Origin of the sequence: Bacillus sp. FSL W8-0770 (assembly GCF_038008705.1) — a bacterium.
Taxonomy (GTDB): Bacteria; Bacillota; Bacilli; order Bacillales; family Bacillaceae_G; genus Bacillus_A; species Bacillus_A cereus.
This window is the reverse complement of record NZ_JBBOZR010000001.1, coordinates 1693857-1720589: the sequence shown is the minus strand read 5'-3', so window position 1 is coordinate 1720589 and position 26733 is coordinate 1693857. Positions and strand designations below refer to the sequence as shown.

The following is a 26733-nucleotide window of genomic DNA, read 5'->3' as shown; positions in this document are numbered from 1 at the left end:
TATAAAGCGTAATATATTATAGCAGAAATATGAACAGAAAGATGCGACATTCTTTTGAATATTTATTCGTTCAAGAAAAAAGCTATCCTTTTAAAAGGATAGCTTTTTCAACTGCCACATAATTATCTATCTTTGCAAACCTCGTTTATAACGACTTGCTTCAAATATAATACGCTCTTCATCTAACGTTTTACATTCGCCATTCCAAACGACACGTTTTCCGTTAATAATTACATCGCTTATATCTTTTCCACTAGCAGCATACACAAGATGTGATAACACTTCATCTGCTGGTTGTAAATGCGGCTTATTAGATGGATCAATCGTAATAAAATCAGCACATTTTCCAACCTCAAGTGATCCTGTTTGTTTCATCCCGATTACTTCAGCAGCCCCTTTAGTCGCAAGTGTAAGAGCTGTTTCAACTGGTAAAGCTGTTGCATCTTGGTGAATACCTTTTTGTAGTAAAGTCGCTATGCGCATTTCTTCAAACATGTCTAAATTATTGTTAGATGCAACACTATCTGTTGCAATTCCTACTTTTATTCCTGCTTCTAGCATCGCTTTTACATTCGCTATACCAGAACCTAGTTTTAAATTACTATTTGGATTATGAGCTACTCGAACATCATGCTCTGCTAAAAATGCACGCTCATCGTCATTTAATACTACACCGTGTGCAATAACTGTTGGGCGTTTAAACAATCCGCAGCTCGCTGCATATTCTACTGGACGTTTTCCATATTGTGCTTCAATATCACGTACTTCACGCTCTGTTTCAGAAAGGTGGATATGAACCATCGTTTGATTCTCTACTGCAATCCGTGCGCACTCTTCTAACAATTCTGTACTACATGTATATGGACTATGTGGTGCAACCATCGTAGTTAACATGCCACTTTCGTTATAGTAACGCTTCACATATTTCTCAGCTTCTTCAATCGCTTTCTTTTCATCGTCTTTCGTTCCGAAGCTAAATAAAGTCCTTGAAACAGCAGCTCGCATCCCGCTCCTTGATACCGTTTCCATAATTGCGTCTTGATCTACTCCAATTGGATTAAACATGTCAGAGAATGATGTTGTACCACTTTTCACCATCTCAAGTAATCCTAATTCCGTACTAGCGACCGCAATTTGGGGAGTAAATTGACTTTCCAGTGGCCAAATTCTCGTCTCAAGCCATGGCTGTAATAACATATCATCTCCAATACCTCTTAAAAGACTCATTACAACATGTGTATGTGTATTTACAAGCCCTGGTAAAACCCACTTTCCTTTCATGTCAATTACTTCATCTACTTCAAAATCATTAGCGAATTCTCCGCTCTTTACATCTATAATTTGATCATTTTCTACAATGATATATCCATTTTCTATCACTTCGTTTTGTTCATTCATCGTTACAATTGTAGCGTTTACATAAGTTGTTTTCAAAAGTATTTCCCCTTTCAACTCTATGAAGTTCCCTTTAATGAGTTACCACCATTATAGTAACTTATTAAAGATTAAGAGTCAAAAGATAATTTTAATTCTTTCGTTATTTTTCCCTTCAAAATGCTATATTGTTTTTCATTTGTATCTGCAAATGCTTATTCCCGATTTGATTCCACATCCAAATAATTCGGGTTTTCATTGAATTGAGCCTCTGTAAAATCAAACCTCTGCCCATCTATAAAGTTATAAAAATGCCACACCTCCCCTATTTTTGTCTTTTTGATTTCACCTCCGCATATATCTTGAACGACTAAAGCCGTTACACCACACTGTCCCTTTGCTGGATTTTCGATTGTCCACTTTGAACTTGTTTCAATCGACCACGATTTTATTAGTGCTTCATATATTCTTTTTTCCTTTACATCATCCATTCTAATCTTCCCCTACTATTAATAGTTTTACACATCATATTTCAAAAGAGGCAGTAAACGATCCTTAAAGACAGTTGATGGTGTCTCTCCTATTAACTGTGCTCCCATTTTCAAGTAATATCCTTTTGCATTCGGATCACTATCAATCGTAAAACTTTTTAATCCTAGTTCATTGGCTTTTTCTATTACATACTCCCAAAGTATTTTCCCGTAACCTTTTCCTTTGTAATCAGGATGAATGTACAAGAAATCGAGAGCTTTATCATTACGTAAAAATGAGAAAAAACCAATCTTCGCATTATCGTTTTCTAAAACATATACAAAATTATTTTTTATGTATTCTTCTGTAATTGTTAAATCTTCCTTACAAGCAAGTATGAATTCTTCACTATAATCCCACGTTGCTTTTGATTGTAGTGCGAATTCACTTAATTCATTTGCTTCTCTTAATAACGCTTCTCTTATCTTCATGATTCTTTCTCCTCACCTTCGATATGTAAACTACTAAATTGATTCGAAAAGCACTTCAAAAAACCTTTTTTTCATAAATTAGAGGTTATTTTTATAAATCTTTATTATAACCAGTACAATTTTTTTAAAGAAAAAGAACACCATCCCTAAAAGTTGGTGTTCTCTTTTTCTAAAATTTAATCTTCAAACTCACTCATTCGTTTTACTATTTCGTACGATACAAACCTATACAGTTTCTACTACCGCTTCAAGCATTGTTCCATTTTTAGCATAATTCGTATGCCAAGAAAAAGCTTTTTCTAAAATATGAGGAGTTTGTCCACCTCTTGTTTTTGCTTCTTCGTAATAAGCACGTAGTTGATCACGATACATTGGATGTGCGCAATTCTCAATAATAAGTTCCACTCTTTCTCTTGGCGCAAGTCCCCTTAAGTCGGCATACCCCTGTTCAGTAACAATAACATCTACATCATGTTCAGTATGGTCTACATGAGAAACGAAAGGAACAATACTTGAAATGTTACCACCTTTCGCAATCGATTTAGTAACAAAGATAGCTAGGCGTGCATTTCTTGCAAAATCACCAGACCCACCAATTCCATTCATCATTTTTGTACCTAAAACGTGAGTAGAGTTAACATTTCCGTATATATCTAATTCTAATGCAGTATTAATTGAGATTAATCCAAGGCGACGAATGATTTCAGGATGATTGGAAATCTCTTGCGGACGCATCATTAATTTGTCACGATATTTTTCAAAGTTAGAAAATACTTGTTGCATTTTCTCTTCAGAAAGCGTGATAGAACAACAAGAAGCAAAATTGACTTTTCCAGCATCCATAAGATCAAAAACTGCATCTTGTAAAACTTCAGAATACACTTCTAAACCTTCAAATTCTGAATCTAACATTCCATGCAATACTGCGTTAGCAACTGAACCAATTCCTGATTGTAACGGCGCTAAACGATTTGTTAATCGCCCTATTTTAACTTCTTCTCGAAGGAATTCTATTAAATGCTGTGCCATAATGACCGTTTCTTCATCCGGAGGAACAATTGTCGATGGCGAATCCAATTGATTCGTAAACACAATTCCCTTTACTTTTTCAGGATCAATTGGAATACCGATTGTTCCAATTCGGTCATCTGTTTTCACAAGCGGAATTGGAAGCCTCTCCCCTTGTTTACCTGGTTCATATAGATCATGTAGTCCCTCTAATTGCGTGGATTGAGCCATATTCATTTCAATAATAATAGACTTAGCATTTAAGGAAAACGCTAAGGAATTTCCAATTGAAGTGGTTGGAATAATCATTCCGTCCTCTGTAATCGCAACCGCTTCCAAAATAGCGAAATCTATATCCAGAACGTCAGCGCGGAGTAACTCTGCTGTATGAGATAAGTGTTGATCCACAAATAAAAAGTCTCCGTTATTAATTCCTTTTCGCATCGTCGCGTCAGCTTGGAAAGGTAATCTTTTCCCTAAAATTCCTGCCTCAGCAAATAATTTGTCTACATCCGAGCCTAAAGAAGCCCCAGTATAAACATTTACTTTAAAAGATTCATCATTCTTAACTCGGTTTACAAGCGCAAATGGGACTGCTTTTACATCACCTGCTCGTGTAAACCCACTTAAGCCTAAAGTCATTCCACTTTGAATCCAGGAAGCTGCTTCTTCAGGTGTAACTACCCGATCTTTTAGACGTTGATCTCTGATTCTATCTAAATTATTCTCCATATGTAATCCCTCTCTCATTGAATATTCATAATTATTTTACACATTTACACTATCAAAATAGGGATTTTAGTATACAATAACGAAAATTCAGACAGAACAGCAAATCTAGATTCTAAAGCAGAAAAATTTAGAATCCTAGAAGCTTACGGAAATAACTAGCGTATGATTGACTAACTGGTACTCTCTCACCATTATCCATCGAAAGTACAAAAGTAGAATGGGTATCAGGATAAATCGCTTTAATATGATTAACATTTACAATAAACGAACGGTGACATCTAATAAATGAATCTTTAGGAAGCAAGTATTCGAATTCTTGCAGAGAGTATTTATGTGTTCCTGATAACTCTTCTGAATTCACATACGTCTTTTTATCTTTAGCCTCTAAATACATAACCTTTGAAAAAGGAACTGGAATCCAGCCATCTGTTGTTTTTAAAGTAACGACTGACTTTCCATCCGTTAAAGCTGGATAAATTGCCGTTACGCACCCTTCAAGCTTTCCATTGTTTGAAAATGGTACAGCCATTCCATGATAAGGAATACCAAAAACATCCCGATTCATAAACTCAGATGTTTTTTGATTCATCACCATCGCTTTATGAGCAATCGTTCCTTCCTTTATAGGATCCCCAGCGCTAATCTTTAAATCAATTCGTTTACTTGGCCGATAGTAAATATATTCTTTCGTATTCGAAACAGCAATTGAAATTTCATCTGAAAATAATTCACCAACAACATCTAGTAATAAACCTAATGTTCTATCTTCCATTCTATTAACACCTCATTCACTATTATACTACTATTATGAACAGGCATCTGTTTCTTTATAAATAGTTTGATTTTAAATTATTTTTAAAATTAGTTTTATTCACTATTACTTCGTTACTACAAAAAACCTCACTTCAGAAAAGTGAGGTTTTTTGTAGTACAATATTTCTTTATTTTTTTAACGACTCTAGAATAAGATTTATTTTTTATTAAGTAAAGTAAATTTAAGAATTTATTGCCCGTATTTCTGTAAAATAAATAATCCCAAACTACAAACAGTTTGGGATTATCTTTCTCATTTATTATGCGCATCTAACCAAGAAATTAAATCTTTAAATACTTCATCCTTATTTACTTCATGAAACATTTCATGTCTACCATTTTCATATAAACGTAGTGTCACGTCTTTCACACCACATTTTTTATAGTTTTCATATACTTCTTTTACACCTTTCCCCATATCGCCAACAGGATCACGATCACCAGAAAATATATGTATTGGAAGATTCTTTGGCGTCTTCTTGTATTCTTCTAGTTTATTTACTTCTAATACACCAGAAAATAATTCTCGGTAAAAACTCGTCGTACAAATGAAACCACATAACGGATCCGCAATATATTTATCAACTTGATTATTATCTGAAGATAACCAATCAAATTTTGTACGATTTGGCTTAAAGTTCGAATTGAAGTTTCCGAAAGATAAAAAGTTTAACATTGGACTTTTCGTTTTTGCCCCGCGCAACTTCATTTCGATTGTTGCTACTTTATGACCAATAGCTCCTAAAAGCCCTGGATTTCCACCTGTTCCTGAAATCAGAAATCCATCATATAATTCGCCTCTAAGTTGCACAGCACGTCTTGATAAAAAAGAACCCATACTATGGCCAAGTAAAAATAACGGGCATGTCTGCTCTTTTCTTACCGTTTCTGATACAAAAATAACATCAGACACAGCCTCATTCCAACCTACATTTGGTTTAAAATGACCATAATCTTCTTCTCTTTTCACTGTTTTCCCATGACCTTTATGATCATGTGCATAAACACCATACCCTGCTTCTAATAACGCAGCAATAAAGTCTGTATAAACACCTGCATGTTCTGTCATACCATGTGCAATTTGAATAATCCCTTTCGGTTTACCTTCTGGCAACCACTTGCGTAAATAAATTTCTGATCCATCCAATGCCGTAACGAAACTTTCCTGTACGTTCATTTCGTCAGCTCCCAACTCTATTATGTATACCTTTAAGAGAAATGAATATCCATTCACTTTTCTTATTTTATATTATATGTAATTGCTTTCATTATGACAAATGATGTATTTTTCAGACTTGCTTTCAAACTGATCTCTTGACGAACCTGAAATAAAATTATATAGTTACTTACATAAAGTAACTATATAATTTTTAGGAGGTTTCTACTATTATGATGCCATCATTATTTTTAGCACATGGTTCGCCTATGCTCGCTATTCAAGATACAGACTATACACGATTTTTAAAAACACTTGGAGAAACATATAAACCGAAAGCAATTGTTATTTTCACTGCTCATTGGGAAAGTGAAGTATTAACGATTTCCTCATCAGATAACGAGTATGAAACAATTTATGATTTTGGAGGTTTTCCCCCTGAGTTATACGAAATCAAATATCGTGCGAAAGGCTCTTCTAGCATTGCATCTATTTTAGAAACAAAATTTAAGAACAAAGGTATTTCAGTCCATCATAATATGACGAGAGGTTTAGATCATGGTTCATGGACACTCCTGCACCGCATGTATCCAGAAGCAAATATTCCTGTCGTGCAAATATCAGTCAATCCATTCCTTTCTGCAAAAGAACAATTTGAAATTGGAGAAGCACTTAAAGGACTCGGACAAGAAGATATTTTAGTAATCGGGAGTGGCGTTACCGTTCATAATTTACGAGCACTGAAATGGAATCAAACTACACCTGAAAAATGGGCAATTGAATTTGATGATTGGATTATTAAACATATGCAGAATAACGATAAAGATGCATTGTTTAATTGGGAGGAAAATGCTCCTCATGCACAATTAGCAGTACCAAGAGCAGAGCATTTTGTTCCTTTATTTATCGCTATGGGAAGTGGTGAAAATAGCGGTGAAGTCATTCACCGTAGTTACGAGCTTGGTACATTAAGTTATCTTTGTCTTCGATTTTAAAGAAAAGGATGAAGCACATGCTGCTTCATCCTTTTTCTTTTTCATTCACTTAGTTAACTAACTTCCAAATGTCGTTTCTCTGATACCTCTTCGTTCTTATTATGAAAATAAACCCAAATACACGCAATAAATAATAGTGATGATGTAGAGAGGAAAACATATTGGAAACCTGCATGCGCTGCAATTTGTCCCCCGAGCACTGGACCAATCATATTTCCTAAAAACTGAAATGATTGATTATATCCAAATATCCGTCCCGTAACATGGGTTGGTGTATGTTGTTTTAGTAGAGTTTGTACGGAAGGTAATAATCCTGCTTGTGCGATACCTAATAAAAATCGAAGAATTAATAGTTGCCAAGCTGAGGTTACAAATGCTTGCGGGATAAAAATAATTCCTGCAGCAAATAACGCTACAACTAACGTTTTTTGAGGACCGATATGATCTGATAATCTTCCTAGTCTTGGTGCTGCCAAAATAACGGCTAATCCTGTTGCTGACATAACTGCTCCCGCAATTGTTTCAATATGTGCAGTATGAGGACCTACTAAATTTTTCACGTACAATGTAACAATTGGTTGAACTGACATATTAGCAAGTTGAATAATAAATGTTGTTACAAATAAACTAATAATTAAATGCTTCGCTGGGACCATCGTCCATACTTTTTTCGGCTGTGTTTTTTTTGCTTGAGCAGAGTGATTTTCTTCATGCAAGAAGAAAAAAACGATGAGAAAGGAAAGGAATAAAAAAGCTCCTGTAACAAGAAAGACATGACGCATTCCAATTAACTCAGACAAATATCCACCAAGTAATGGACCAAGTAAAGAACCGCTCACGCCACCAGTTGAAATTGTAGAAATTGCCCAACCTGAATGTTCTTTCGGAGTTTCTGCTGCAATAAATGTCATTGCGGTTGAAAGGAAACCAGATACTGCTCCCATTAAAAATCTTAGTGCGACTAATTGATATACATCCGTTACAAACCCCATAAGCGTCATAATAATCGCCATACCGAGGCTAGCACGAATAAGCATCAGTTTCCGTCCATGTATATCACCAAGCTTTCCCCATATTGGCGATACGATCGCACCCATTAAAAATGTTACACCAAATGCAAGTCCCGACCACTGTGCAATACTTGAAGTGCCAGTTACTCCTAATTCCTCAATATAAAAAGATAAGAAAGGAATTACTAAACTCATACCGGCTGCAGTGGTAAAACAACCTAGCCAACAAATCATTAAATTTCGTTTCCAGCTGGCCATTTTCACACCTTCTTTCTTTAGATACCCATTCTACACCCTTTCTTGTAAAAAGTTTAGTAATTTGCTTTTTATGCAAGATTTACTACAAAACCCGCTATTTTCTAGTAAAAACCACTACATCTCTACATCATTTTCATAATAAAACCAACTCCTCTATATGAAGTTGGTTACTTATTATCTATCGGTATTAAACGAGCATTACAATTTCTCTCGTAAAACTCAATGGGACCTGCTTGTCCAATAATCGCATATTCATATCCATCTTGCTTCATATTATATAAACAATGATACAATAATTCTTTTCCTACACCTTTCACACGATTTTGTTTCGCTATGCCCATTGGACCAAACAATCCTTTCTTTCCTCTCACTACATCGTAACAGGCGAAACCAACTATTACTTCCTCCTGCTGTGCAATATAGATAGGTAACTTTTCATTATATGTCCGAAATCCGTAATCAACCGACTGTAACCACCGTTCACCAAATTCAGCCGCCACAAATCGTGATAACTTATCAAAATCAGAAGGACTAGCTCTTCTTACATGACAAAATAATGTATTATAAATAGATTTAAAACTATTTAAATCAACCGCTAAGTCTCTCGGTGCAGCTGTAATACGTAATATATCTTTTTGCATTTGTGTATGTATAAATTCACCAATATCTGTATCTACACGAAATAATGCATACATAACATGTCCTTCATTGATTACTACTTGCTGAAAGCGTTCCATACGTTTCTTCGCTATTTGTAAAATTTCTATCGCCTTATAAGATAGTTTATATTGCCCTATTTTTTTATACTCTTGATGATGTAAATCGAATCGTTTTCGTAACGAAAGTTTTTCTAAAAAATCTGGACCGACTTTATGAAACAAATACATAAATAACTCAGCGCAAACTCCTGTACCTTCTTTACACATACCTATGAACAGATGGACTGGTTGAATTATGTTATACTCACTCTCTTCTGCTGCAATCTCCAATATTTTATGCACACGTTTTGTAAATTGAAATTCCTCCATATGTGTTTCCACCCTCTACTAATTTACTAACAAACCGTAACCATAAATAATTGAAACAATTACACCTACTACCAATATACCTGGAAGTAAATTTGCCACCTTGATTTTAATAATACTAAGCAAGTTCAATCCAATAGCAGATATCATAATGCCGCCCGTAGCCGTCATCTCCACTATAAATTGGTTCATTAATTCTTCCGGGACAAAACTATTAATTTGTGTTGCAAAAACTGCAATACCACCTTCATATAAAACAACTGGAATCGCCGAAAATACTACGCCAATTCCTAGAGTTGTCGTTAATATAATAGAAATAAATCCATCGATAATTGCCTTGGTAAATAAAATATTATGATTTCCGCGAATCCCACTGTCAAGTGCACCAAGTATCCCCATCGCACCAATTGCAAAAATTAAAGTAGCTGTTACAAAACCTTCTGATATGCTTCCTTTCCCCTTCGATCCAACTTTATTTTCTAGCCAATCCCCTAAATTTTTTAACTTTTCTTCTAATTGTAACCATTCTCCAATTACCGTACCAATCACTAAACTCAGTATGACAACAAGAAAGTTTTCACTTTTTAATGCCATTTGAAGCCCAAGCACAGTAACCGCTAAACCGATTGCATGCATTATCGTTCCTTTCATACTTTCTGGAATCCTACTAAATAATTTACCAAGTAAAGTACCAAATATAATGCAAATTCCATTTACAACTGCTCCTAATATAACCATTTCTCATTCTTCACCCTTCGAATTCTTTATTTCTATATTTTGGTTTATACATTGATTTACAGGTTATCTATATGTTAACTTAATATTGAGAATATTAACAAATGTTTTCCACTACATAACCCGCTGTTTTTTTGTAACTTTAATTACCTTTAATAGATTCATTGTTAATTTAATTGCGGGATAATATTAAAAGGGAAGGTATATATGAAAACTTTACTAAAACGATTTTTGTTAATAGCCTTTTTCATTACACCGATTGTTTTATTAATCAATTACTCTTTTATTTCAAAAGCAAAAGACAAACCCGATTTACAAAACAAATCTAGTAAAACCGCTTCAAAAAGCGAAAAGAAAATAGAAGACCAAGAAATCACACTCACCTTCTCTGGTGATACAATGTTTGATTGGCAATTACGTCCTATAATCGAAAAGAATGGGGCTGATTACCCATTCCAACATGTAAAAGAAGAAATAAAAAAAGCTGATATTTCTTTTGTGAATTTAGAATCGGCATTTACAACGAAAGAAAAGAAAGCACCTGGGCAACTGTTTTGGATTAAAAGTGATCCATCTACACTACAAGCTATTAAAAACACTGGATATGACATCGTAAATATTGGGAATAACCACACACTTGATTATGGGCAAGATGGATTATTAGATACGATTTCTCACGTAGAAAAATTAAAGTTCCCTTACATTGGAGCCGGAAAAAATGCGAAAGATACATATACAGCACGAGAAATGACCGTAAAAGGGAAAAAGTTTAAATTTCTTTCCTTCGTTCGATTTATGCCTGATTCTAATTGGGTAGCTGGTGAGAATAAACCTGGCGTTGCGAATGGCTATGATTTAAATCTTGTAACAAAAACAATTAAAGAACAAAAACAAGATGCAGACTATTTAATCGTCTATATGCATTGGGGCGTTGAAAAATCAAACCGTCCGGTAGAATACCAAAAGCAATATGTACCTAAAATGGTTGAAGCAGGAGCTAACGCGATTGTCGGAAGCCATCCACATTGGTTACAAGGGTTTGAGTATTATAATAAAGTTCCTATCGCTTACTCATTAGGTAACTTTTTATTCCCAAGTTATGTGAATGGAAAAAGCGCCGAAACTGGCGTATTAACTTTAACTTTTAAAGGAAAGGATGTCCAAATGTCATTCAATCCTTATATCATTCGCAACAACCAAGTTTCCCCTGTAAATGAGGAAGAAAAGAAAAAAGCTCTTCAATATTTACAAACAATTTCAACTGATGTAGAAATTGATGATACAGGGAAAATAAAAAATAAACGAAACTAGACAGCTCAAGATCTATTTCTCTGTAATCTACTTTACAGAATAGGTGATAAACATGCTGAAAAACTTATTAGAAAATGTAAGTTTGTTAGAAAATATTTATAAAATGTCTATAGCCGTTCTACTTTTATGTTCAGTTTTTTCTGTTAGATTTCTAAAAAAAATAAAACGCGAACGAAAACTTACTACCTTTGAATTTACTATGTATGTAATTATTCGCATTGCGATATTTTTTTGGTTAACTAGCTTTATTCTTCTTGAATTTAATGAGTATCTAGTTTAACTATAAAAAAGATAGAACAAGCACTATATTTCTTTGCTTGTATCTATCTTTTTTATTTAGATGCTTATTCTTCCCTTCTATTAAATAAGCAAATCAAACAAAACAGGGTTTTTATTAAGCTCCATAAATTGAATATTATTTTCTTTAAAGCGAGTAATTAATTGCTCATAATCTTCTTTATGTTTTAACTCTACTCCGACTAATGCTGGACCATTTTCCTTATTATGTTTCTTAATATACTCAAAACGAGTAATATCATCTTCTGGCCCCAATCCTTTATCAAGAAATTCTCTTAACGCGCCTGAACGCTGTGGGAATTCAATGATGAAATAATGCTTTAACCCTTCGTAAATGAGAGATCGTTCTTTCATTTCTTGCATTCTATCAATGTCATTATTTCCACCACTTAGCGTACATACAACTGTTTTACCTTTTATTTCATCCCTGTATAAATCAAGTGCTGCAATAGAGAGTGCACCAGCCGGTTCAGCTACAATCGCATTTTTCTTATACAGTTCTAAAATCGTCGTACAAACTTTCCCCTCTGGTACTAAAACGATGTCATCAATTACATCTTTACAAGTTTCAAAAGTTAACTTTCCTACCTTTTTAACCGCTGCCCCATCAACAAAACTATCTATTTTCTCTAATGCGACATTATCATTTTGAAGAAAAGCCTCTTTCATAGAGGCAGCTCCCATCGGTTCTACACCAATAACCTTTGTAGTAGGACTAACACCTTTTACATATGTACCAACACCTGATGCTAATCCACCACCGCCGATTGCCGTAAAGATATAATCAACCGGTTTCTCCATATCATGCATAATTTCAACTGCCACTGTCCCTTGACCAGCAACTACATACGGATCATCAAACGGATGAACAAATGTCATTCTATTTTCTTCACAATAACACTGTGCTTCTTGGAAAGAGCTATCGAATGTATCACCAACTAATACAATCTCTGCGAAATCACCACCGAAAAATTGTACTTGTGATACTTTTTGTTTCGGTGTTGTTGTGGGCATAAATATTTTCGACGGAATCTTCAATAAATTACATGTATAAGCAACTCCTTGCGCATGATTACCAGCACTTGCACAAACAACACCGTTTTGTAACTTTTCTTTCGGTAAACTTTGAATCAAATTGTATGCACCACGAATTTTGAAAGAGCGAATTAATTGTAAATCTTCTCGTTTTACATAAACGTCACAATCATATTTCTCAGATAAAACTGTATCACGTTGTAACGGTGTTTTAATAACGATATCTTTCATGCAATTATGAGCCATTAAGATATCTTCAATTTTCACTCTCTCCTTTACCTTTTGCACCATTATATATCATCCTTATCTTTTTTAAATTGGCTCAATCAAAATGTGGGATTTTCAGAACAGCCCCTGTATTCGCCGATGTTACCATTTGTGCATAACGTCCAAGCCAGCCAGCTTTCACTTTCGGTTCTGGTCGTTTCCATTCTTTTTTACGCTTATCTAATTCTTCATTACTCACTCTTACTTCTAGCAAGCGTTCTTCAACATCAATACATACAATATCCCCTTGTTCAAGAAGTGCGATCGTTCCACCAGCTGCTGCTTCTGGTGAAATATGTCCTACTGAAATTCCACGTGAAGCTCCAGAGAAACGTCCATCCGTTAATAATGCAACCTCAGCACCTAATCCCATTCCAGCAATTGCTGATGTTGGTGCTAACATTTCTGGCATACCAGGGCCACCTCTTGGTCCTTCATAACGAATGACAACTACATCTCCTTTTTTCACTTTCCCAAGCATAATGCCAGCAAGTGCCTCATCTTGTGAATTAAAAATAACGCAAGGTCCTTCAAAACGCTTTACCTCTGTTGCACCGCTTTTAATAACCGCTCCATCTTTCGCAAGGTTGCCTTTTAATATACGCAATCCTCCTTCCTCACTATGAGGGTTTTCAAGAGAGTGAATAACTTCCTTATCTTTAATCTCTGCCTCAGCAATATTTTCTCTTAATGTTTGCCCAGTAGCAGTTATTCGATCAAGATGAAGTACTCCTTCTTTCCGGCTCATCTCTTTCAAAATTGCACTAATCCCGCCCGCACGATCAATATCTTCCATATGCCAATTGGAAGCAGGGCTTACTTTACATAAATGTGGTACACGTCTTGAAACGGCATCAATACGGTTCATATCGTAATCTAATCCAGCCTCTTGCGCGAGCGCCAATGTATGCAACACTGTATTTGTTGAACCGCCCATCGCCATATCAAGCGCAAACGCATCATCAATTGCTTCTTCCGTTACAATGTCTCTTGGTTTAATATCTCTTTCAATTAAAATTTTCAATTTCTCTGCTGCTTGTTTAATTAACTCTTCACGTCTTGGATCAATTGCTAAAATACTCCCGTTACCAGGAAGAGCTAAACCTAACACTTCACATAAACAATTCATAGAGTTCGCGGTAAACATACCCGAACAAGAGCCACAAGATGGACAGCCATGATCTTCAATATCTTTTAATTCTTCTTCTGAAATTTTCCCAGATTGATAAGCTCCTACTCCTTCAAAAACGGAACTCAGATCAACAACTTCTCCTTTAGATGTTTTTCCTGCTGCCATTGGGCCGCCTGAAACAAACACAGTCGGAATATTAATACGTAGTGCAGCCATCATCATACCTGGTGTAATTTTGTCACAGTTTGGAATACAAATCATGCCGTCAAACCAGTGTGCATTTACAACCGTTTCTACTGAATCTGCAATTATTTCACGACTCGGAAGAGAATAACGCATACCGATATGTCCCATCGCAATACCATCGTCAACTCCAATTGTATTGAATTCGAATGGTACCATACCTGCCGCACGAACTGCCTCTTTTACAAGTTTCCCAAACTCGTTCAAGTGTTTATGCCCTGGAATAATTTCAATAAAAGAATTACAAATCGCTATGAAAGGTTTATCAAAATCTTCATCTTTCAAACCAGTTGCTTTTAATAAACTACGGTGCGGCGCTTTATCAAAACCTTTTTTAATCATGTCACTTCTCATCTTGTCAAATCCCCTCTTACATATTTTTCATTTATACTCTCTTACTCTATTTCTTTACTAATTCTTTCGGTGCATGAATCCAACTCATCATTTCACGAAGCTCTGCTCCCACTTTTTCTAATTGATGATTTTGTTCTGCTTTTTTCATTGCGTTATACGTCGGACGCCCTGCTTGATTTTCTAAAATCCATTTCTTCGCAAATTCACCTTGCTGAATTTCTGTCAGAACACGCTTCATTTCCTTCTTCGTTTCATCTGTAACAATTCTCGATCCTGTTACATAATCTCCAAATTCTGCCGTATCTGAAATAGAATGGCGCATATTCGTTAATCCACCTTCGTACATTAAGTCAACAATTAGCTTTAATTCATGCAAACATTCAAAGTATGCAATTTCAGGACGATATCCACCTTCCGTTAACGTTTCGAACCCGGCCTTCACAAGTGCAGTTACCCCGCCGCAAAGTACAGCTTGCTCACCGAATAAATCCGTTTCGGTTTCTTCTTGGAATGTCGTTTCAATTACACCCGCACGTGTACAACCTACACCTTTTGCATACGCTAATGCTACATGTAGCGCTGTTCCCGTCGCATCTTGATGCACTGCGACTAATGCCGGAACACCATTTCCTTCTTGATATACACGGCGAACGAGATGACCTGGACTTTTTGGCGCAACCATTGCTACATCTACGTAACTTGGCGGATTAATTTGGCCGAAGTGAATGTTAAATCCATGTGAGAAAAGTAACATTTGTCCTTCACGGAGATTCTCTTCTACTTCTGATTTATATACATGTGCTTGCTGTTCATCTGGCAATAACATTTGTACAACTTGTGCGGTTCGAACCGCTTCTGAAACAGACATTACTTCAAATCCATCTGCTTTTGCTACTTCATACGATTTACCAGGTCTAACACCAACTACAACTTCCACACCTGAATCACGTAAATTTTGTGCCTGCGCATGCCCTTGAGATCCATAACCAATTACCGCAACTGTTTTCCCTTGTAATAACTCTACATTTGCATCTTTCTCATAATACGTTTTCATACTCCATACACCCCTTATAATTTATTTACTTGCAGTACATCAATTAATTTTTTCAACTGACTAACAAGTAATGTCGCTTCATTTTCAGTACAAACTGCTGTGAGTTTCATTTCAGAAACGCCACTCGTATCTCTTTCGTTTAAATGTAAAGAAGAAATATAATAGCCACGCCGAGCAAAAATTCCACTTATACGTAATAAGACACTTGGCTCGTTATGAATAACGAGTGAAAAAGTATGACTCATTCTTCCCACCTCTTCATAATCATTTCGTTATTCCCTTTGTTTGGCGGAACCATCGGAAATACGTTTTCACCTTCTTCTACACAAAAATCAACTACGACAGGACCTTCGTGAGCAAATGCTTCTAACACCACTTGTTTCGCCTCTGTTGAATTTGTCGCCCTTAATCCCTTCACTCCATAAGCTTCTGCCACTTTCACAAAATCTGGTGAGCCAATTTTTGACTCTGATAAACGATTTTCATAAAACATTTCTTGCCATTGCCTTACCATCCCTAAAAATCTGTTATTTATGATAAATACTTTTACAGGGATGTTATTTTCAGCAATTGTTTGTAGTTCTTGAATGTTCATTTGAAAAGAAGCATCACCTGCAATACAAACGACGAGTTCTTCTTCTTTTGCAAGCTGAGCACCAATTGCCGCTGGGAACCCAAACCCCATTGTTCCTAATCCTCCAGAGGTAAGGAACGTCCGAGGTTTTCTTGCTTTATAGAAGTGAGCAGCCCACATTTGATGCTGTCCTACTTCTGTTGTGACAATCGCTTCACCATTCGTTAATTCACTTACTAAGTTGATCACATGCTGTGGTTTTAACTCAGATTCTTTTTGCTTATAAGAAAGTGGATATTCTTCTTTCCATGCCTTTACTTTCTGAAGCCATTCATCTGTTTGTGTATAAATAGACATATGTAACAACATGTGTAACGCTTTTTTCACCTCACCAACAATCGGATGCTCTACAGTTACATTTTTATGAAACTCAGAAGGATCAATATCAATATGTACTTTTTTCGAGTGCGGAGAAAAAAGTTCTAATTTCCCTGTTACACGATCATCGAAGCGAACACCTAATGCAAGTAGTAAATCACATTCTGTTACCGCCATATTAGCAGCGTATGTCCCATGCATACCAAGCATCCCTAGAAACAATGGATCTCCCGGTGGATATGCACCAAGTCCCATTAAAGTTGAAACGACTGGAATACGGTTCTCCCTTGCGAATTCGAAGAGTTCATCGGATCCACCTGAATGAATGACACCTCCTCCAATATAAAGAAGTGGACGCTTTGATTTTGAAATTGCTTTAGCCACCTCTCTAAGTTTCATGCTGTCTGGTACAAGTTCTGGTTTGTACCCCGGAATATCAACTTCTTCATTAAAGAAACTGGTGACTTTTGCATTTTGAACATCTTTTGGAATATCGATTAATACTGGTCCCGGTCGTCCGCTTTTGGCGATGTAAAAAGCTTCTTGCACAATTCGTGATACATGATTTACATCACGAACTTGGTAATTATGCTTCGTAACAGGTACTGTAATTCCGACAACATCCGCTTCTTGAAATCCATCTTTACCAATTAAAGGCGTTGCAACTTGGCCGGTAATGACAACTAAAGGAATCGAATCCATATAAGCGTCTGCTAAGCCCGTAACTAAATTTGTCGCCCCTGGGCCAGAGGTAGCAAAGACTACCCCGACCTTCCCAGAAGCTCTCGCATATCCTTCAGCCGCATGAATGGCAGCTTGTTCATGACGAGTTAAAACATGTTTCAAACCACTTTCGTATAACGCATCGTATACTGGTAAAATCGCTCCGCCTGGATAGCCGAAAACGGTCGTTACACCCAATTTCTTCAAACCTTGAATCACGTGCCCAGCGCCTGTCATTTCTTCACACTGTAACTTCTCATACGCTGTATACTGCTGCTTCATTTCAATTAACTCCTCTCCTTATTTATGCTAAGCTTTCCGTCAGCCCGGGAACACGTACTCCTCTTTCTCTCGTTAATTTTTTAAATTCTTCGGTCAATTGTTTCGTTACACTTCCTGGTTTCCCATCTCCAATTTCTCTCGAATCAACTTTTACAACTGGAATTAACTCCGCTGCTGTTCCTGTTAAAAATACTTCATCCGCTACATATACGTCATGGCGAGTGAATGGTCTTTCCTCACACGGAATACTCAGTCGTTCACATAGCTCGATAACACTATTTCTCGTAATACCTTCTAATGCCCCTAAATAGGATGGCGGGGTTAATACTTTTCCATCTTTCACAACGAAAACATTATCGCCAGAACCTTCACAAACATATCCTTGTTGATTTAACATAAGAGCCTCTAACACTCCTGCTTGTGCCGCCTCAATTTTTACAAGTACGTTATTTAAATAATTCATTGACTTAATACGTGGATCTAACGCGTCTGGCGTATTACGTCTTGATGCAACAGATACAACGCTTAGCCCATTATCATAAAATTCTTGCGGGAATAACTTTAATTGTTCTGCAATGATAATTACGCTCGGCTTCACACAACTTCTCGGATCAAGTCCTAAGTCACCTTTTCCTCTTGAGACAATTAAGCGAATATAAGCATCAGCGTATTCATTTTTTTGGAGTGTATGTAAAACTGCTTCTTCCATTTCTTCTACCGTCATTGGAATTGTTAGTAAAATAGATTTCGCTGATTCATATAATCGTTTCACATGTTCTTTTAAACAAAATACATTTCCTCCGTAACTACGAATCCCTTCAAATACACCGTCTCCGTATAAAAAACCGTGATCATACACTGAAACAACTGCCTTTTCTTTTTCTACAAATTCCCCATTCATGTAAATGTACTGGTTTCCCATCTCACATCGCTCCTCTTTTTTCTCTATTTTTGCAATCTATTTCTACATCGATTGCTGAGATGAGTACTTTTAACAGAATATTCAGTATATAAACCTTAAAAATATACTCGTCTCAACAATCGATTACTTACATACTTGTAGCAATCCATTGCTGAGACGAGGGAATCGTGGTACCACTCAGCTTCCTTATACTTCTCACGAAACATAAGCTCTGCAAGTCCAATTAGACTTTTGTTTTTCTATCGGGAACAACCCCGCTACTTTTTACTAGTTTTCAAAAGTAGTGCTCCAAGGTGATTTTCAATGAGTGAATTGTTACCACCCTCACAGCCTCGGGGCAGCTCTCTGAAACAATCTTTATCATTTACTCTCCTCTTCTACGCATTCTCTTCTTCTATTTTTAAAAATAAAAACTCTCGCCTCAGCAATCAACTACTACAATTTAGTAGCTTTGATTGCTGAGGCGAGAGTTTCGCGTTACCACTCAGCTTCCTTATACTTCTCACGAAATATAAGCTTTGTAGGTCCAATCAGACCTCCGTCCTTTTACCGGAGACGATGCCGCCGCCCTCTACTCAGTTTCCCTTTCGCAAGCGATGCTCCGAGGTGATCTTCAATGATTCGATTGTTACTACCCTCACAGCCTTGGAGTAGCTCTCTGAAACGATCATAATCATCTACTTTCCTCTTCTTTGCATATACAACATATAAAGTTAGAAAATTCTTAATTAACTTTTATTTGTTACACGTATTATAGGACGTTGTTCTTTTTGTTGTCAACATGTTTTTTCAAAAAAATCAAAATTCATTCTATTTATTTTTTCTCAAATCAAAATTGGAATGCATTACTTACATACACTCATATATTACTTAAGTATGTTCGCATTACTACATAAAGAAAAACTTATAAAGTTTATGAGGAGATGAGGAAACTATGTTAAAAGGGAAAGTAGCGTTAGTTACAGGAGCAAGCCGAGGAATTGGACGAGCGATCGCTAAACGTTTAGCAAATGACGGTGCATTGGTTGCTGTTCATTACGGTAATCGAAAAGATGACGCTGAAGAAACTGTTCATGAAATTCGATCAGATGGTGGCCAAGCTTTTTCTATCGGCGCAAATCTAGAATCCTTACACGGTGTAGAAAACCTTTATAACGCTTTAGATACTGAATTACAAAAGCGCACTGGTGAAACACAATTTGATATTTTAATAAACAATGCTGGCATTGGTCCTGGTGCTTTTATTGAAGAAACGACTGAACAATTTTTTGATAGAATGTTTTCAGTAAATGCAAAAGCACCATTCTTTATCATTCAACAAGCACTGCCACGTTTACGTGACAATAGCCGAATTATTAATATTTCATCCGCTGCCACCCGCATTTCTTTACCTGATTTTGTTGCATATAGTATGACGAAAGGCGCTATTAATACAATGACTTTTACGCTAGCAAAACAGCTTGGAGCACGAGGAATAACGGTGAATGCAATACTTCCAGGATTTATTAAAACAGATATGAATGCAGAACTCTTGAGCGACCCGATGATGAAGCAGTACGCTACTACTATTTCCGCTTTCAATCGCTTAGGTGAAGTAGAAGACATTGCCGATACTGCTGCATTCCTTGCTTCTCCAGACAGCCGCTGGGTAACTGGACAATTAATTGATGTGAGCGGAGGATCTTGTTTATAAAAAACATATATTTTCAAATCTTTTTTATTGCGCAATAAAACAATTTATATAATACTATATAAAACATATACATTTAGGAGGATTACAGCAATGTCCGAAAAAACATACGAACTCGCAACCTTCGCAGGCGGTTGCTTTTGGTGCATGGTAAAACCATTTGATGAACTTCCTGGTATTCATAAAGTACTTTCTGGCTATGCAGGAGGTCATGTAGAAAACCCAACATATGAACAAGTAAAAGCTGGAACATCTGGACATTTAGAAGTTGTTCAAATTACATTCGATCCTTCTATTTTTCCTTATCAGAAATTACTAGACTTATATTGGCCACAAATCGATCCAACTGACGATGGCGGACAATTTTTTGACCGTGGTCCATCTTATCGTACCGCTATTTTTTACCATAACGAAACACAAAAAGGGCTTGCTGAAAAATCAAAACAAGCTCTTGCTGAAAGCGGTATGTTTAAAGATCCAATCGTGACTGAAATTCGTCCTGCTGCACCTTTTTACGAAGCAGAGGAATACCACCAACATTTCTATAAAAAGAATCCAGAAAAATATGCTACTGAACAAAAAGAATCTGGGCGTGAAGACTTTATAAAAGAAAATTGGCAAAAAAAATAATAAAAACGCATCGTGCTTTTTTAGTACGTTGCGTTTTTATTTTTGATAAAAGTACCATACAATTAACAGAACAATTGCTGTTAGTGACCAAAGTACTATCTCGTTTTTTACTCTATTCTTTTTCTTAGTCATTTCATTTCCTCCTAATAACTATTAAACATATTCAAGTTTTTCTTTGTTTAATTGTCCACCTTATATACGCGAATACATCCTTACAAATTCTAATAGCAAGACCACCAATAATTCCGATTGCAATTGAAATTACTAACATCTGTCCAAAACTAAAAGAATTTGTGTACGTTATGTAGAGAACGATACATATAAGTAAAACATCCGGTAAAGAAAGCAAAAACTTTTTAAGCATTTCTTTATCTCCTCTATACTTTATTTATATCTTCTACTGTAATTTTGAAATATAGTTTGTTCAAAAATTCCATTTAGACCCTCATTTTATGAAAAATAATAAGAATCCCTTTTCAAAAGAGATTCTTATTCAGTAGATTTAAGTTTAATTATTTTCTACATATCCTATTCCATAATTACTCCTAAAATAGAATAATATTACTAATCATTTATTGTAAATTGACTATTTGCCAGGCAACCGAATGTCGCGCCAGCTACCTACATCGCATTGGCCAAATTCATTATTACCTACCGCGACCACCGTGCCGTCTGATTTTAGTCCGACTGTATGTGCACAACCAGCCGCTATCGCTACAATATCGCGCCAATCGCTTACGTTACATTGACCATACTCATTCCAGCCCACTGCGACTGCTTCAATATCTCGCCAGCCACTTACATTACATTCCCCTTCTTTATTCCGGCCCACCGCTACTACCGTGCCATCCGATTTAAGGCCAACAGTATGACAACGCCCCGCCGCTATCATATCTTTGGGCCATCGCTTCACTTTTTCTTTCGATAAAAGGTAATCCATGTTTTACCTCCTTGCATATAAGCAACTGTATCATAATAGATATTTTTATCAAATTTCATTATAAATCTACATTTACAAAGAAAGCTTATTTTACTTCTTTAAAAAATAAAAACCTCCAGTTTAAATACTAGAGGTTTTCTCGTTATTTCTTCAAGCGGTCAATAAAATCGTTCAATTTATCTAGCGATTTCATATTCTGATTGCAAGCTACACCATCTTTGCAAATGTAGTTTCCCTTTTTAACGAAAGTTCCTGGTACATCGCCTTTAATTTCAACTAAAAACATTCCTACTTCTTCATGCCCGTGACATAATGAACAAATGCTTTTTTTATTTAAACTTTGGAACGTTCCTTGCAGACCAACAAATTTATTTTTATCATTTTTCGCTATAATAAATTTCCTGCTTGATCCCTTATCAATCCAGCTTAAATAAGATATTTCTTTCATATCTATTTCTTCCATATCAGGAAGTTTTAACTTTTTCGCCTTAGGAAATAACTTTTTTAATGTTTGTGCTGTAACTTCTTGAAACGGAATTACATACGGATTTATTTTCATTAAAAATGATTCTGCATCTTCTCTATTTTGAACTGTTAATACCGTATCAATTAACTCTTTCTGTTCATCCGTTAAATTCTCAAATACATGTATTATCTTTTCAATCGCAAGCGATTTTAACGCTTGAATTACACCTCTATCATTTCCCGTTGCATGCCCGTTTGCTAAAATATAAGCTTGTGATTTTATAAAATTATATTGATCACTTCTAATAAACGCTTCCATCTTTATCACTCCATACAAATTGTTGATCTAGTTTTATTGTATACAATGATTACGTTTTTTGATATGTAAAAGATAACTTAGAAACAAACATTACATATATCACTTATTCTCTACCGCTGCATTTCCTGACAAAAGAAGCCATCATCTGTTTTCCATTCCGCATATAATACGTCTTCAAATTTAGTAATTCCTTTTTGCTTTATTTGTTTATAAAGCCACCCTTCATCAAATCCCGCTTCCCTCAAATTATCCTTAACTACTTTTCCATCACTAATTAATGAAATTGGTAAGTATACAGGCTTATGTTTTAAACTTAAATCATTTACAGTAGGAGATTCGTATTTACTTTTTTTCAAAACGCTTATGTTTCCGTTAGGTTCCAATATCATATATTCAACTTCTCGGATTGAAAATATATCTTTTTGTTGCCTAAGCATTTGTTGTAATTGGTTTATATCCAAATGATTTACGCTTAATTGTTCACGATCAATCTTTCCATTACGAATAATAATTGAAGGATATCCTTCAAAAAACCTTCTTGTCCCTCTTACTTTTTGTGTTATCACTTCAATAGTATAAATTAAAATTACCCAAACAAATACTGAATATAAAATAGACCATACTTTAATTTTAGGATCATATATTGAATTTCCAACGAGCTCACCTAGGACGATTGCAGAAATAAAATCAAAGGGCGTTAGCTGAGATATTTGTGTTTTTCCTAATATTTTTGTAGCAATTAATAGAACAAAAAAACCAACTAAAAGCTCTATCGTTATTTGTCCAATATGATTCATATATGTTCACCTTTCTACTCTTCAAATGTTCTGTATAGCATTTAATAAAAAAACGGCACATTTTTTCTATTATCATGCCCGTTCACACTTCATATATCCAATACATATAAAACAAAAAGAGTCTGATTCAAAGTAATATATGAATCAGACTCTTTTCCTCTTATTTAGAATACACAATCTTTTTAATCGTTTCCCCAGAAAGAAAATATTCTTCTGCAAGTTGATGAATAGCAATCCCACTTTTAAACGCTTCTTTAATTGCTTTATTTCTTTCATCTAATTGTTTTCTTCCGCCAGATCGTGTACCCCATTTATAATGTTTCGTTTCTTGTTTCGGAATGTAAATTGTTTCACCTTGTATATACTTTTGAATTTCAGTAATTAAACTCTCCGGTAAAACAGCATTAGCTTTTACGTATTTCATTTCTGCTCGCCCCTTATTTTTTATGGTTCATTTCAATAAGGTGCAAAGCCAAATATAAAAAATGATACGAGCTCATATAGGCGATTGTATATTACTTGTCTACCTCACGCAAAGTATCGCCATTTCCATACTTGGCTTTGCATGAGACGTTGCAGTGTCTGGCAATTGAATTATAATCGCCATATAAACACCTCCTAATATACCTTTTGTATTTTATTATATGATAAATTCCTTCTCCTTGCATCCACACCCTTCTTAAAGCACGAAATTACTTAGTTTGATATAATACTTTTTAATTGAATCAAAAATCATTGTGAGGTTACATTATGAAGAAAAAAATTATCATTACAATCGTTACACTATTCTTTATTATCACGGCATTATTCGGAACATACAAATTGATGAACTCAAGAAGCTTTCAATTATTTGGAGATTTAACACAACGTGTAGAAACAAATGAAAAAGTGATCGCTTTAACTTTTGATGATGGCCCTACTAACAATGTAAAACAAATATTACCGCTACTAGATAAATACAACGCTAAAGCTACTTTCTTTTTAATTGGAAATGAATTAGAGAAAAATTTATCGTTAGGAGAAGCTATCGCGCAATCTGGGCACCAACTTGGAAATCATACATATTCTCATAATAGAATGGTTTTCAAAACACCTTCTTTTATTAAAGGTGAAATAGAAAAAACGAATTCATTAATCCGCCAAACAGGATTTACAGGCGAAATTGATTTTAGGCCCCCTAACGGTAAGAAGTTAATAGGGCTGCCATATTATTTAAATAAAAACAATATCGAAACAATCACATGGGATCTTGAGCCCGATACTTTTTATAAATCTGCGGCTGATAAAATTAAATACGTTAATAAAAATGTAAAACCAGGTTCTATCATTTTACTGCACTCTATGTATGATGAGTCTAATGAAAATTTACAAACGATTGAAGGTATTTTAGATTCTTTATCTAAGAAGGGCTATCAGTTCGTAACAGTAAATGAATTGCAAAAAAGAGCAAAATAAAAAGGTAGCGTATCTTTGTATGATACGCTACCTTTTTTTATATAATGCCAAGTACATTTAAGAATACGATAATAATCGCAATTGGTGCGATATAACGAAGTAAGAATAACCATAATATGAATAGTTTATAACCTTTATTTTTACTTACACCTAGCTCTTTCATTAATACATCTTTCTTCATTTTTAAAGGAACAAAGATAGAAACTAATAATACACCAAGTGGCATTAATACGTTACTTACCGCATAGTCCGCTAAATCAAAGACTGTCTTCCCGAAAATCTTCAGATCACTTAATATACCGAATGATAACGCTGATGGTACCCCAACAACGAAGATTAATAACCCTACGATTAAGGCCATTTTTTCACGTTTCCCTTTACCTTTTGATGTTAACGATGCAACACTAATTTCTAACATCGAAATTGCTGATGTAATCGTAGCGAAGAAGAATAGTAATAAGAAAACGATGAAGAATAATTTTCCGAATGCCATTTTACTGAAAATAGCTGGCAATACGATAAATAATAGTCCCGGTCCTTGAGATGGTTCCATTCCAAATGCGAACACAACTGGGAAAATTGCAAGTCCTGCAAGTAATGTAATAACAAGAGTTAAGGCCACGATAGAAAATGCTGAACGTGGTAAGCTTTCTTCTTTCGGTAAGTATGAGCTATACGTTACCATAACGGCTACCCCGACAGATAACGAGAAGAACGATTGCCCCATTGCGTATAATATAACTTCTGATGTTACATGTGAGAAGTCAGGTTGTAAGAAGAAACGAACTCCTTCTCCAGCACCATCTAACGTAAGTGCACGAACGATTAAAACAAAGAATAAAACGAATAATGCTGGCATGAAATATTTATTTACTTTTTCAACACCATTTTGTACACCTTTACTTACGATGAAAATAGTAATTAGGATGAATAATAGCTGTGACCCAACTGCTAAATATGGATTGGAAATGATTTCACCAAACGTAGCTTCGTATGCCCCATTTCCTTCCCATAGTCTACCTGTAATTGCATTCCATAAGTATAATAAAATCCAGCCTCCCACAACACTGTAGAAAGAAAGTAATATGAAACATGTTACAATTCCTAATTTACCTAACCAAGGCCATAACGTTTTAGGAGCAATCTCTCTATATGCATCAACAGCCTCTTTTTGTGTACTTCTTCCAATAACAAATTCAGCTAATAATAGCGGTAAACCAATTAATAATGTGAAACCGATGAAAATTAGGAAGAACGCTCCGCCTCCTCCAATGCCGGCCATATATGGGAATTTCCAAATCGCCCCAAGACCAATTGCCGAACCTGCTGCAGCTAATACGAAACCTAATTTCGATGTCCATTGCTGTGAATTCATTTGTTAATCTCCTCTCTATCTCTTTTTCTTTGTTACAATTCGGTATTTATATTGTTCTATCAATACTCTTTTCTAATACGTTCACTTCCTCCCTAATAATAAAAAAACGCCCCTACGTAAATACGTAGGGACGACAAAAATATCGCGGTACCACCCTAGTTGTGAAGAACACTAAGAAACCACCTAAATAAAAACGCCCCTACGCAAAAACGTAGGGACGATAAAATATCGCGGTACCACCCTAGTTATGAAGCCACACCAAAGTTAGGACCTAAATAAAAAACGTCCCTACGTAAATACGTAGGGACGATAAATATCGCGGTACCACCCTAGTTGTGAAAAAATCTTCACCACTTTATTTGATAACGGTATAAACTACCGTCTTTCATTTCCTCAAAATATGAGATTTATGAAAGATGCTC

25 protein-coding genes, 2 pseudogenes and 2 other annotated features (1 of these 29 cut by a window edge) are annotated in these 26733 nt (G+C 35.5%); of the genes and pseudogenes, 6 read left to right on the top strand and 21 right to left on the bottom strand.

The genetic code is table 11. The annotated features are described in order from the left end of the window. Positions 1 to 126: 126 nt before the first annotated feature. From NST27_RS09035 to NST27_RS09010, 6 genes and pseudogenes are all read right to left on the bottom strand, one after another. The gene (locus tag NST27_RS09035) at positions 127 to 1452 is read right to left on the bottom strand and encodes a bifunctional S-methyl-5'-thioadenosine deaminase/S-adenosylhomocysteine deaminase (RefSeq protein ID WP_001999581.1); all 1326 of its coding nucleotides are present in this window, start codon (positions 1450 to 1452) and stop codon (positions 127 to 129) included. Positions 1453 to 1505: 53 nt separating this feature from the next. Further along, a pseudogene (locus tag NST27_RS09030) lies at positions 1506 to 1865 on the bottom strand (YunG family protein). A gap of 27 nt (positions 1866 to 1892) precedes the next feature. Then, positions 1893 to 2336 carry a GNAT family N-acetyltransferase gene (locus tag NST27_RS09025; RefSeq protein WP_047385917.1) on the bottom strand — a complete coding sequence of 148 codons (444 nt, stop codon included), beginning with the start codon at positions 2334 to 2336 and terminating at the stop codon, positions 1893 to 1895. 225 nt (positions 2337 to 2561) lie between these two features. Beyond that, positions 2562 to 4076, bottom strand: coding sequence for an acetyl-CoA hydrolase/transferase family protein (locus NST27_RS09020; protein ID WP_047385915.1), 1515 nt, complete (start codon positions 4074 to 4076; stop codon positions 2562 to 2564). A 127-nt stretch (positions 4077 to 4203) separates the two neighbouring features. Beyond that, positions 4204 to 4848: a LytTR family DNA-binding domain-containing protein gene (locus NST27_RS09015; RefSeq protein WP_000390207.1), complete on the bottom strand. Its 645-nt coding sequence runs from the start codon at positions 4846 to 4848 to the stop codon at positions 4204 to 4206. A 294-nt stretch (positions 4849 to 5142) separates the two neighbouring features. Beyond that, positions 5143 to 6066 (bottom strand): alpha/beta hydrolase, encoded by a 924-nt coding sequence (locus NST27_RS09010; protein WP_001102598.1) that lies wholly within the window; start codon positions 6064 to 6066, stop codon positions 5143 to 5145. 212 nt (positions 6067 to 6278) lie between these two features. Here NST27_RS09010 and NST27_RS09005 point away from each other — a divergent pair, with 212 nt between their 5' ends. Continuing rightward, positions 6279 to 7040: a DODA-type extradiol aromatic ring-opening family dioxygenase gene (locus tag NST27_RS09005; RefSeq protein WP_047385913.1), complete on the top strand. Its 762-nt coding sequence runs from the start codon at positions 6279 to 6281 to the stop codon at positions 7038 to 7040. 53 nt (positions 7041 to 7093) lie between these two features. Here the strand turns inward: NST27_RS09005 and NST27_RS09000 are convergent, their stop codons facing one another. The 3 genes from NST27_RS09000 to NST27_RS08990 all read right to left on the bottom strand — a co-directional run bounded on the left by NST27_RS09000 (position 7094) and on the right by NST27_RS08990 (position 10071). Continuing rightward, positions 7094 to 8308, bottom strand: a complete 1215-nt coding sequence (locus NST27_RS09000; protein ID WP_000179303.1) for a multidrug efflux MFS transporter — start codon at positions 8306 to 8308, stop codon at positions 7094 to 7096. A gap of 167 nt (positions 8309 to 8475) precedes the next feature. After that, complete coding sequence (locus NST27_RS08995; RefSeq protein ID WP_047385911.1) at positions 8476 to 9336, bottom strand: GNAT family N-acetyltransferase; 861 nt, start codon at positions 9334 to 9336, stop codon at positions 8476 to 8478. Positions 9337 to 9354: 18 nt separating this feature from the next. After that, a complete protein-coding gene (locus NST27_RS08990; protein WP_000236039.1) occupies positions 9355 to 10071 on the bottom strand; it encodes a DUF554 domain-containing protein in 717 nt (238 codons plus the stop codon). 204 nt (positions 10072 to 10275) lie between these two features. Between NST27_RS08990 and NST27_RS08985 the strand changes: the two genes are divergently transcribed. After that, the gene (locus NST27_RS08985) at positions 10276 to 11379 is read left to right on the top strand and encodes a CapA family protein (RefSeq protein ID WP_000854542.1); all 1104 of its coding nucleotides are present in this window, start codon (positions 10276 to 10278) and stop codon (positions 11377 to 11379) included. Between the two features lie 52 nt (positions 11380 to 11431). Then, on the top strand, positions 11432 to 11659 hold the full coding sequence (locus NST27_RS08980) for a hypothetical protein (protein WP_000916802.1): 228 nt from the start codon (positions 11432 to 11434) through the stop codon (positions 11657 to 11659). Positions 11660 to 11739: 80 nt separating this feature from the next. Here NST27_RS08980 and ilvA read toward each other — a convergent pair whose 3' ends face one another. Genes ilvA through ilvE form a run of 6 tightly spaced genes read right to left on the bottom strand, consistent with a single transcriptional unit; the run spans position 11740 to position 18640 of the window. Beyond that, positions 11740 to 13002 (bottom strand): threonine ammonia-lyase IlvA, encoded by a 1263-nt coding sequence (ilvA, locus tag NST27_RS08975; RefSeq protein WP_000250323.1) that lies wholly within the window; start codon positions 13000 to 13002, stop codon positions 11740 to 11742. 31 nt (positions 13003 to 13033) lie between these two features. Next, on the bottom strand, positions 13034 to 14707 hold the full coding sequence (ilvD, locus tag NST27_RS08970; protein WP_047385909.1) for a dihydroxy-acid dehydratase: 1674 nt from the start codon (positions 14705 to 14707) through the stop codon (positions 13034 to 13036). A gap of 46 nt (positions 14708 to 14753) precedes the next feature. Further along, a complete protein-coding gene (gene ilvC, locus NST27_RS08965) occupies positions 14754 to 15761 on the bottom strand; it encodes a ketol-acid reductoisomerase (protein WP_000861136.1) in 1008 nt (335 codons plus the stop codon). 14 nt (positions 15762 to 15775) lie between these two features. Further along, complete coding sequence (locus tag NST27_RS08960; protein WP_000019916.1) at positions 15776 to 16006, bottom strand: ACT domain-containing protein; 231 nt, start codon at positions 16004 to 16006, stop codon at positions 15776 to 15778. Then, positions 16003 to 17718: an acetolactate synthase large subunit gene (gene ilvB, locus NST27_RS08955; RefSeq protein WP_047385907.1), complete on the bottom strand. Its 1716-nt coding sequence runs from the start codon at positions 17716 to 17718 to the stop codon at positions 16003 to 16005. The genes NST27_RS08960 and ilvB overlap by 4 nt, the downstream gene beginning before the upstream one ends. A gap of 22 nt (positions 17719 to 17740) precedes the next feature. Beyond that, positions 17741 to 18640 carry a branched-chain-amino-acid transaminase gene (ilvE, locus tag NST27_RS08950; protein ID WP_000528156.1) on the bottom strand — a complete coding sequence of 300 codons (900 nt, stop codon included), beginning with the start codon at positions 18638 to 18640 and terminating at the stop codon, positions 17741 to 17743. Positions 18641 to 18789: 149 nt separating this feature from the next. Then, positions 18790 to 19029 (bottom strand) — a binding site (T-box leader). Between the two features lie 545 nt (positions 19030 to 19574). Here ilvE and NST27_RS08945 point away from each other — a divergent pair. Both NST27_RS08945 and msrA read left to right on the top strand, forming a co-directional pair. Continuing rightward, positions 19575 to 20333: an SDR family oxidoreductase gene (locus tag NST27_RS08945; protein WP_000911808.1), complete on the top strand. Its 759-nt coding sequence runs from the start codon at positions 19575 to 19577 to the stop codon at positions 20331 to 20333. 90 nt (positions 20334 to 20423) lie between these two features. Further along, complete coding sequence (gene msrA / locus NST27_RS08940) at positions 20424 to 20960, top strand: peptide-methionine (S)-S-oxide reductase MsrA (RefSeq protein ID WP_001291883.1); 537 nt, start codon at positions 20424 to 20426, stop codon at positions 20958 to 20960. Between the two features lie 163 nt (positions 20961 to 21123). On the opposite strand, the gene NST27_RS08935 is transcribed toward msrA, so the two are convergent. From NST27_RS08935 to NST27_RS08915, 5 genes and pseudogenes are all read right to left on the bottom strand, one after another. After that, positions 21124 to 21324: a hypothetical protein gene (locus NST27_RS08935; RefSeq protein ID WP_047385906.1), complete on the bottom strand. Its 201-nt coding sequence runs from the start codon at positions 21322 to 21324 to the stop codon at positions 21124 to 21126. A gap of 240 nt (positions 21325 to 21564) precedes the next feature. After that, positions 21565 to 21900, bottom strand: a pseudogene (locus NST27_RS08930) (hypothetical protein); the annotation flags it as partial. Between the two features lie 142 nt (positions 21901 to 22042). Further along, on the bottom strand, positions 22043 to 22684 hold the full coding sequence (locus NST27_RS08925) for a FusB/FusC family EF-G-binding protein (RefSeq protein WP_047385903.1): 642 nt from the start codon (positions 22682 to 22684) through the stop codon (positions 22043 to 22045). A 110-nt stretch (positions 22685 to 22794) separates the two neighbouring features. Next, positions 22795 to 23481: a DUF421 domain-containing protein gene (locus NST27_RS08920; RefSeq protein WP_047385901.1), complete on the bottom strand. Its 687-nt coding sequence runs from the start codon at positions 23479 to 23481 to the stop codon at positions 22795 to 22797. A 160-nt stretch (positions 23482 to 23641) separates the two neighbouring features. Continuing rightward, positions 23642 to 23905, bottom strand: coding sequence for a CD3324 family protein (locus NST27_RS08915; RefSeq protein ID WP_000878325.1), 264 nt, complete (start codon positions 23903 to 23905; stop codon positions 23642 to 23644). A 326-nt stretch (positions 23906 to 24231) separates the two neighbouring features. Between NST27_RS08915 and NST27_RS08910 the strand changes: the two genes are divergently transcribed. After that, positions 24232 to 24936 (top strand): polysaccharide deacetylase family protein, encoded by a 705-nt coding sequence (locus tag NST27_RS08910; RefSeq protein ID WP_000726867.1) that lies wholly within the window; start codon positions 24232 to 24234, stop codon positions 24934 to 24936. A gap of 37 nt (positions 24937 to 24973) precedes the next feature. Here NST27_RS08910 and NST27_RS08905 read toward each other — a convergent pair whose 3' ends face one another. Continuing rightward, entirely contained in the window at positions 24974 to 26311 is a 1338-nt protein-coding gene (locus NST27_RS08905) for a sodium-dependent transporter (protein WP_001088184.1), read from the bottom strand. A gap of 299 nt (positions 26312 to 26610) precedes the next feature. After that, positions 26611 to 26733, bottom strand: a binding site (T-box leader); it runs 100 nt beyond the window's last position.

Excerpts from the sequence above, each read along its gene's own strand:
- NST27_RS09025 (WP_047385917.1), bottom strand. The coding sequence starts at position 2,336 with ATGAAGATAAGAGAAGCGTTATTAAGAGAAGCAAATGAATTAAGTGAA.
- NST27_RS09020 (WP_047385915.1), bottom strand. The coding sequence starts at position 4,076 with ATGGAGAATAATTTAGATAGAATCAGAGATCAACGTCTAAAAGATCGG.
- NST27_RS09015 (WP_000390207.1), bottom strand. The coding sequence starts at position 4,848 with ATGGAAGATAGAACATTAGGTTTATTACTAGATGTTGTTGGTGAATTA.
- NST27_RS09010 (WP_001102598.1), bottom strand. The coding sequence starts at position 6,066 with ATGAACGTACAGGAAAGTTTCGTTACGGCATTGGATGGATCAGAAATT.
- NST27_RS09005 (WP_047385913.1), top strand. The coding sequence starts at position 6,279 with ATGATGCCATCATTATTTTTAGCACATGGTTCGCCTATGCTCGCTATT.
- NST27_RS09000 (WP_000179303.1), bottom strand. The coding sequence starts at position 8,308 with ATGGCCAGCTGGAAACGAAATTTAATGATTTGTTGGCTAGGTTGTTTT.
- NST27_RS08995 (WP_047385911.1), bottom strand. The coding sequence starts at position 9,336 with ATGGAGGAATTTCAATTTACAAAACGTGTGCATAAAATATTGGAGATT.
- NST27_RS08990 (WP_000236039.1), bottom strand. The coding sequence starts at position 10,071 with ATGGTTATATTAGGAGCAGTTGTAAATGGAATTTGCATTATATTTGGT.
- NST27_RS08985 (WP_000854542.1), top strand. The coding sequence starts at position 10,276 with ATGAAAACTTTACTAAAACGATTTTTGTTAATAGCCTTTTTCATTACA.
- NST27_RS08980 (WP_000916802.1), top strand. The coding sequence starts at position 11,432 with ATGCTGAAAAACTTATTAGAAAATGTAAGTTTGTTAGAAAATATTTAT.
- ilvA (WP_000250323.1), bottom strand. The coding sequence starts at position 13,002 with ATGGTGCAAAAGGTAAAGGAGAGAGTGAAAATTGAAGATATCTTAATG.
- ilvD (WP_047385909.1), bottom strand. The coding sequence starts at position 14,707 with ATGAGAAGTGACATGATTAAAAAAGGTTTTGATAAAGCGCCGCACCGT.
- ilvC (WP_000861136.1), bottom strand. The coding sequence starts at position 15,761 with ATGAAAACGTATTATGAGAAAGATGCAAATGTAGAGTTATTACAAGGG.
- NST27_RS08960 (WP_000019916.1), bottom strand. The coding sequence starts at position 16,006 with ATGAGTCATACTTTTTCACTCGTTATTCATAACGAGCCAAGTGTCTTA.
- ilvB (WP_047385907.1), bottom strand. The coding sequence starts at position 17,718 with ATGAAGCAGCAGTATACAGCGTATGAGAAGTTACAGTGTGAAGAAATG.
- ilvE (WP_000528156.1), bottom strand. The coding sequence starts at position 18,640 with ATGGGAAACCAGTACATTTACATGAATGGGGAATTTGTAGAAAAAGAA.
- NST27_RS08945 (WP_000911808.1), top strand. The coding sequence starts at position 19,575 with ATGTTAAAAGGGAAAGTAGCGTTAGTTACAGGAGCAAGCCGAGGAATT.
- msrA (WP_001291883.1), top strand. The coding sequence starts at position 20,424 with ATGTCCGAAAAAACATACGAACTCGCAACCTTCGCAGGCGGTTGCTTT.
- NST27_RS08935 (WP_047385906.1), bottom strand. The coding sequence starts at position 21,324 with ATGCTTAAAAAGTTTTTGCTTTCTTTACCGGATGTTTTACTTATATGT.
- NST27_RS08925 (WP_047385903.1), bottom strand. The coding sequence starts at position 22,684 with ATGGAAGCGTTTATTAGAAGTGATCAATATAATTTTATAAAATCACAA.
- NST27_RS08920 (WP_047385901.1), bottom strand. The coding sequence starts at position 23,481 with ATGAATCATATTGGACAAATAACGATAGAGCTTTTAGTTGGTTTTTTT.
- NST27_RS08915 (WP_000878325.1), bottom strand. The coding sequence starts at position 23,905 with ATGAAATACGTAAAAGCTAATGCTGTTTTACCGGAGAGTTTAATTACT.
- NST27_RS08910 (WP_000726867.1), top strand. The coding sequence starts at position 24,232 with ATGAAGAAAAAAATTATCATTACAATCGTTACACTATTCTTTATTATC.
- NST27_RS08905 (WP_001088184.1), bottom strand. The coding sequence starts at position 26,311 with ATGAATTCACAGCAATGGACATCGAAATTAGGTTTCGTATTAGCTGCA.